The organism is Clostridium sp., assembly GCF_016650095.1.
Classification (GTDB): domain Bacteria; phylum Bacillota; class Clostridia; order Clostridiales; family Clostridiaceae; genus Clostridium_AD.
Genome location: NZ_JAENWL010000229.1, coordinates 1 through 6,142 on the forward strand (window position 1 = coordinate 1; position 6,142 = coordinate 6,142).

Below are 6,142 nucleotides of genomic sequence, written 5' to 3' on the forward strand. Positions count from 1 at the left end.
CCCATAAATGACCATTGAGTATACGTGTCAAGAACAACAAGTCCGGTTACACAGGTAGCGGAGGTTGATGTAAAGAACGCATTGATAAAGCCAGCGGGTATGTTATTACGGCTTGCTATGGGTAAAGATAATAACAATGTTCCAATGGCAATTACCAAGAAGTATCCAAGGGCGATCATTTGAGGATAGTTTGATAATTTTAACTTTCTTGTGTATTTTCTCATAATTCCCTCTTGGCCTATTGCATCACACTTTGATAAATCATCTGTGCTGTAATATTTTCACGGGGCATGTACCTGATCTTCTCACTCATGAACATACCTTCATTTTTTCGGTCATTACAAAGACTAATAATTTTCTCCACGTTATATACTTTCTTCCCAATTTTGCACAATACCATATTATCCATATCGCTTTCTGATAAGGCAAACAGATAACGGAAGCTCTGCTCCTTTTCAAGTAGGAATGGCTCTGCTAAGATCAATATAGGTATGGTATTATTATGTAAAATATCAATAATTTGTTTTGCAATATCGGTTGTTCCGAGTACTATAGCAACCGGGCATATTTCATCGTCCTCAATCTTAAAACCACCTTTTTCTAAAAACTTATCTAATTTGGACATAAGATGTCCAATATAAACAAGTGGAATTAGAAATCCAATAACTAGTAGCATCCACATATCTTCACCTTCTTATAAATTACTTTATGATACTATTCTAATGTTTTACGTATTAAGATTGTATTAATATGCACCATATTGATATAAGTAAAATATAAAGATTAAGTATAATCATATTAAGATTGTATAAAGATGAGCTGATACAAAGAATAAGCAAACTATGATTATGTAATCTCATTCTCATAAAATGACACTATATATGATATAATCACATAAACATAACAATTTAACCCGACATGGAAAATGCAGCAGTTTTAGGTGTGATGTTTATTTTAGTAAATATATCTGTGTTTATTATTGCAGACCTTTTATCCCGTAAGAAAAATAAGATTGAGAATTATTTATTTGAATAATATAGAATGATGCAAAATTTAAGGGAAGTGCAAAATGGAATGACAATAAAAATTCAAAAGAGGAAAATATATTTATGAAGATTATTCTAAATAATATTTCAAAAACATATGGAAAACAAAAGGTTTTGGATAATATCAGTTTTGAAGTTAAAGAGGGCGAGCTACTTTCGATTTTAGGTGAATCGGGTGCAGGTAAAACAACCATTCTCCGTATCATAGCTGGACTTCTTACACCAGATGCAGGAAGCATCTTCATTGACAATATAGATGTAACTAATCATTTGCCTGAAAAAAGGGACATTGGGTATATTTTTCAGTCACCTTTACTTTTTCCTCATATGACGGTAGAAGAAAATATATGCTTTGGCCTTGAAGTGAAAAAGTGGGATAAAAAAAGAATGATGGAAAGAACTCAGCAGCTTCTTGCACTTTTACAGATTGAAGGGCTTGAAAAGAGGATGCCATCTGAAATTTCTGGAGGACAACAGCAGAGGGTTGCAATAGCAAGAGCATTAGCACCAAGGCCCAGAATCTTATTGATGGATGAGCCATTTTCTAGTCTTGATCCGAGGCTTCGGAGTGAAATGGGGGAACTAATTAAAAAAATACAGCATACTGAAGGCGCTACCATTATATTTGTAACCCATGACAGAAATGAAAGCCTTGAGCTATCCCATTTAATTGCAATCCTTGTAAAGGGACGCATAGTACAATTGGATACACCGCAAAACATTTATTATAAACCTATAAACAAAATTACAGCATTGTATATGGGAGAGTGTAACTTCATTTCAGGTAAAATGGATGGGAATGCTTTTAATAGTAGTATTGGAAATTTTATGGCCCGGACAGTTACAAACGAAAACGTGGAACTTCTTCTAAGACCGCATCAGATTAAATTTGATTTTAGTGGAAATAATTACACTGTAGAGAATTGTATAGTAACAGGCAAAGTAGCAATTTATACCGTTTCAGATGGTAAGACAAGCTTACTTGTTGAAGCTTTTTCAAATGAGGTTTTAAAGTTAGGACAAAGGGTAGGGTTGATATTTCCAACAAATGACCTTCACTTTATTATAAATATAAAAAGAAATAATTAAGTACTTGGCACTGACATAATTGTTGGTGTTATTTTTTCGCTTATTTAAATGGTAATCAAGTAATATAGTTAAAAATAAATTAGAGAAACTTTGTATATGGAAATATTTATAAAAGTATATAGCATCATGTAAAATAATGTTACAATATTCATAAGAGTTGTTTCTAAGTGTAAGAAATTAAGGGAAAGAGGAGGTAACTACAGAATATGGATAATAAATCACTTAAAATAATAGGTGCAGCAGGTATACTAATTGGAGTAGCATATGTAATAGGTAAGAATGTTTGGGAAGATAAAAATACTCCAATAGCAGTATTTAAATATACAGCATTAACAGGAAAGATAGAAAGACTAAAGTAAAGAGTTTAATAGGAGGTTCTAATATGAACAAGACCGGTAAAGGATTCCTATTGGTCATGGCGTTATGTATATTTATGATATCAATCATGCCCATAAAAGCCTCTGCAAATTCTGCAGAACCGCCATCATTGGTTATACTCATTAATAATCCGCCAGACGATCTTTCAATTGTATTGGTGTCCAATAAAAATCAACCAGAAGCGAGAGTTCGGCGGGTTGCATGGGAAGGATATTATGCTTTTTATTCGAGAGATATGAAGGCAAGTGGCGTGTACACGTTCAAGGTCACCACAAATGTGGAAAGCTTTGAATATAAACTTGATGCGCCCTTGCAGGGTTATAATAACGTGTTTACCTTGGACCTATCCAATAGGGAGTTTACACCTGGAAAATATCCATTTCGCTCGGTGCTCTTGGTGTCAATACGGGTACTGCTTACGCTTCTGCTTGAGGGCATTATTTTTTGGCTTTTCAAATTTAGACAAAAGAGAAGTTGGGTTATATTTGTTGCTATCAACCTTGTTACACAGGGTGTATTGAATATTATTTTGAATAGCAGTTCGCTGATGCCAAGCTATTTGATTTTTACTTTAATTATAGGTGAGGTATTTGTGATTGCGACTGAAATGACTGCGTTTCCTATTTTCATTCATGAGCATAAAAAGAGCTATATCTTGATTTATGTTTTTATCGCAAATCTTATAAGCTTAATTGCCGGTGGTTATATTATATCGGTTTTGCCGGTTTAGATCCTTCTTTAAAAATAAAAAAAGATTAAAATTTTAAGTTAGAAGTATTTTAGTTGTATCTTTTTTATAATTAAAATAAATAATTATAAAATTATATCGCAATATCAATATATTACGATATAATGATATTGAGTGAGTTAAACAGTGAAATTATGAATATATAAGTATAAATGGAGTTATACGGCATTTGATATTTTTATGTAATGGAAATACAATTAGTTTAATAGAATATATCCTAGGCAACAGAATAAAGCTGAGAGCAATTCATGAATTTATAGGAGGTGTGCTTTAAACCATTTATTTAAAGCATAAATTTGAAGGGGGAAATAAAAATGAAAAAGAAAATATTCGTAGAAGGTATAAGTTGCGTACATTGCGTAAATCATGTCACAGAGGCGCTAATGCAGATTGGGGCGAAAGACGTGGTAGTAAATATTAATAAAAAGCTTGCTACTGCCGAAATAGATGATAATATTACTGATGAAGTTATTAAGGCAGCTATTGAAGATGTAGGATATGATGTTGTACAAATAGAGAAAGCTTAAATAGAAAGATCCATGTAATATGCTGGTACCTACAGAATGAACACTTTGAAAAAATGTTTGACTATAAGTACCAGTTTAATTAATTTTACTCTCCTTTTAAATCTCCATATTTACGGTAGTATGAACATAAGCACTGATTTAATTTTCGGTGTTATTTTTTTATGTTTTTTTAATGGTTATTAGTTACCTTAAAAGTAAAGCATTACTCCGATTTCTTTAATAAGATATTACACAAAATATATGTAGAAATAGCAATATACTATATCGACAAATTATGATATGATTAATTTAAATATTCTGAATTTTTCTATTAATTTATTTTATCCCCCATTAATTTAGGAGGTGTTATAGTGACAAATTATATACAATTAAAAAGAAAAGACATACAGTTATCTTTTGATATCCTTCCTATGTTCACAACTACTATGGAAATTCTGCCTTATGAAAATATTATTGGTCAAAAACAAGCTATTAAATCTATAAATTTAGGACTAGAAATGGATAAGAAAGGATATAATATTTTTATTTCTGGTGAAAGTGGTACCGGCAAGACAAGCTATATCATAAAAAAAGTAGAAGAATATGCAAAAAGTCTTCCATCTCCTCGCGATTGGTGTTATGTATATAATTTCGAAGAAGAAAACAAACCCTTAGCTATTTCCCTTTTAACAGAAACCGCAATTGAATTTAAGAAAGAGTTTGAGGAATTTATTGCTTCCATCTTCAAAGAAGCGCCTACTATGTTTAATAATAAAAGTTATGAACAAAGCAAGATTAATGTTATTGAGAAATATGAAAAGAGTAACATTCATTTCTCTAATGAGTTGTATGATGCTGCTGCGTCATTAAATTTTAGAGTTCAAACAACCCCAGAGGAAGACTTTGTTTTCATTCCCTTAATTAATGGTAAAGATATGGACTCAGAAACCTACAACAAATTTTCTGAATCAGAAAAAGGTATTATAAATGAGGATTCAAACAAACTAAAATTAATCTCATATGAAGTACAAAATAATATGCGAGCTTTAAATAAAGAAATGGATACGGAATTACAAGACCTAGATGATGCTATTACAGCAAGTCTCATCGATAACAAAATCAGTATGATTAAGAATAAATATGGTTCTAATGATAAAGTAAAACGCTTTTTAGAGCTACTTCATCAAGACATTATGGAAAATATATATATGTTTTTAGATTATATGGATGAAGATAAACAGAAAGCTCAAGATAAAAATTTCTTTAAAAGATATGAAGTAAATGTTCTTGTAACAAACAGAGAAGGAAAAGGTGCTCCTGTTATTTTTGAGAATTCTCCTGAGTATAATAATATATTTGGTAAGATAGAATATAAAAATGATATGGTTAGTATCGTCACCGATTTTACTATGATTCAATCAGGGAGCTTACATCGTGCAAATGGAGGGTTCTTGATTATGGATGCTGAGCAGTTTTTCTCTAATCCTATTTCTTGGAAAGTATTAAAGAGATGTTTAAAATCTGATTCCATTATACTTGAAAATGCTAAATCCAATTTAGAATTATACCCTATCATCAGCTTAAGTCCAGAAGACATTCCCCTACAGGTTAAAATTATCCTTATTGGAACAAATATGTCTTATTCTATTTTGAACGGCAATGATGATGATTTTAATGAATTATTTAAAATTAAAGCTGAGTTTGACCATCAAATAGAAAATGAAAAAGAAAACTTACAAAAGATATTAGGTTTCATAACTCACTATATTACTGAAAATTCTCTTTTACACATTACGAGAAATGGGATTATTGAAATTTTACGTTACGCAGCTAGACTAGCTGAAAATAGAGCCTATTTAACTGCTTCTATGAACAAAATTCTTGAAATTATTGATTTAGCTTCAGTGCTAGCGCGAAAGCAAGGAGTTAATTTGATTGATGAATCTCATATTTTAGGTTCCATTGAAGAATTTCAAAATATGCATAATCTTTATAAGAAAAAAATATTGGAAATGTATAAAAATCGGTTGTATATAGTGGATTTAAAAGGTACTAGAGTAGGCCAAATTAATGGATTATCTGTAATAGATACTGGAGATTGTGCTGTTGGACAACAACACAAAATTACCGTAGCGACCTATGCTGGCAAAAAAGGTATTATTAATATCGAAAGAGAAGCAAATATGAGTGGTAGCATTCATAGTAAAGGAATTCTCATTCTATCTGGTTTTGTGGGAGAATTATTAGGACAAACTATTCCACTTTCATTTAATGCTAGTATTGTATTTGAACAATTATATTCTGGAATTGAAGGAGATAGTGCTTCTGGTGCTGAACTTATTGCATTATTATCCAGTCTTTCTGATTTTCCAATA

At 31.2% G+C, this 6,142-nt stretch carries 6 protein-coding genes and 1 pseudogene; 5 read left to right on the forward strand and 2 right to left on the reverse strand.

Annotated elements, in window-relative coordinates:
* Together JJE11_RS12870 and JJE11_RS12875 are read right to left on the reverse strand one after the other, a co-directional pair.
* Positions 1 to 224 (reverse strand): annotated as a pseudogene (locus tag JJE11_RS12870) (Trk family potassium uptake protein); the annotation flags it as partial.
* A gap of 14 nt (positions 225 to 238) precedes the next feature.
* Entirely contained in the window at positions 239 to 682 is a 444-nt protein-coding gene (locus JJE11_RS12875) for a hypothetical protein (protein ID WP_291636236.1), read from the reverse strand.
* Between the two features lie 427 nt (positions 683 to 1,109).
* Here JJE11_RS12875 and JJE11_RS12880 point away from each other — a divergent pair, with 427 nt between their 5' ends.
* From JJE11_RS12880 to JJE11_RS12900, 5 genes are all read left to right on the forward strand, one after another.
* The gene (locus JJE11_RS12880) at positions 1,110 to 2,135 is read left to right on the forward strand and encodes an ABC transporter ATP-binding protein (protein ID WP_291636238.1); all 1,026 of its coding nucleotides are present in this window, start codon (positions 1,110 to 1,112) and stop codon (positions 2,133 to 2,135) included.
* Between the two features lie 206 nt (positions 2,136 to 2,341).
* Positions 2,342 to 2,494, forward strand: coding sequence for a hypothetical protein (locus tag JJE11_RS12885; protein ID WP_291636241.1), 153 nt, complete (start codon positions 2,342 to 2,344; stop codon positions 2,492 to 2,494).
* A gap of 23 nt (positions 2,495 to 2,517) precedes the next feature.
* Positions 2,518 to 3,243, forward strand: a complete 726-nt coding sequence (locus JJE11_RS12890; RefSeq protein ID WP_291636243.1) for a hypothetical protein — start codon at positions 2,518 to 2,520, stop codon at positions 3,241 to 3,243.
* Positions 3,244 to 3,575: 332 nt separating this feature from the next.
* Entirely contained in the window at positions 3,576 to 3,788 is a 213-nt protein-coding gene (locus tag JJE11_RS12895; protein WP_291636245.1) for a heavy-metal-associated domain-containing protein, read from the forward strand.
* A gap of 350 nt (positions 3,789 to 4,138) precedes the next feature.
* Positions 4,139 to 6,142, forward strand: a 2,004-nt coding sequence (locus JJE11_RS12900; RefSeq protein WP_291636247.1) for an ATP-binding protein, incomplete at its 3' end; no start/stop codon positions are given.

Excerpts from the sequence above, each read along its gene's own strand:
- JJE11_RS12875 (WP_291636236.1), bottom strand. The coding sequence starts at position 682 with ATGTGGATGCTACTAGTTATTGGATTTCTAATTCCACTTGTTTATATT.
- JJE11_RS12895 (WP_291636245.1), top strand. The coding sequence starts at position 3,576 with ATGAAAAAGAAAATATTCGTAGAAGGTATAAGTTGCGTACATTGCGTA.
- JJE11_RS12880 (WP_291636238.1), top strand. The coding sequence starts at position 1,110 with ATGAAGATTATTCTAAATAATATTTCAAAAACATATGGAAAACAAAAG.
- JJE11_RS12885 (WP_291636241.1), top strand. The coding sequence starts at position 2,342 with ATGGATAATAAATCACTTAAAATAATAGGTGCAGCAGGTATACTAATT.
- JJE11_RS12890 (WP_291636243.1), top strand. The coding sequence starts at position 2,518 with ATGAACAAGACCGGTAAAGGATTCCTATTGGTCATGGCGTTATGTATA.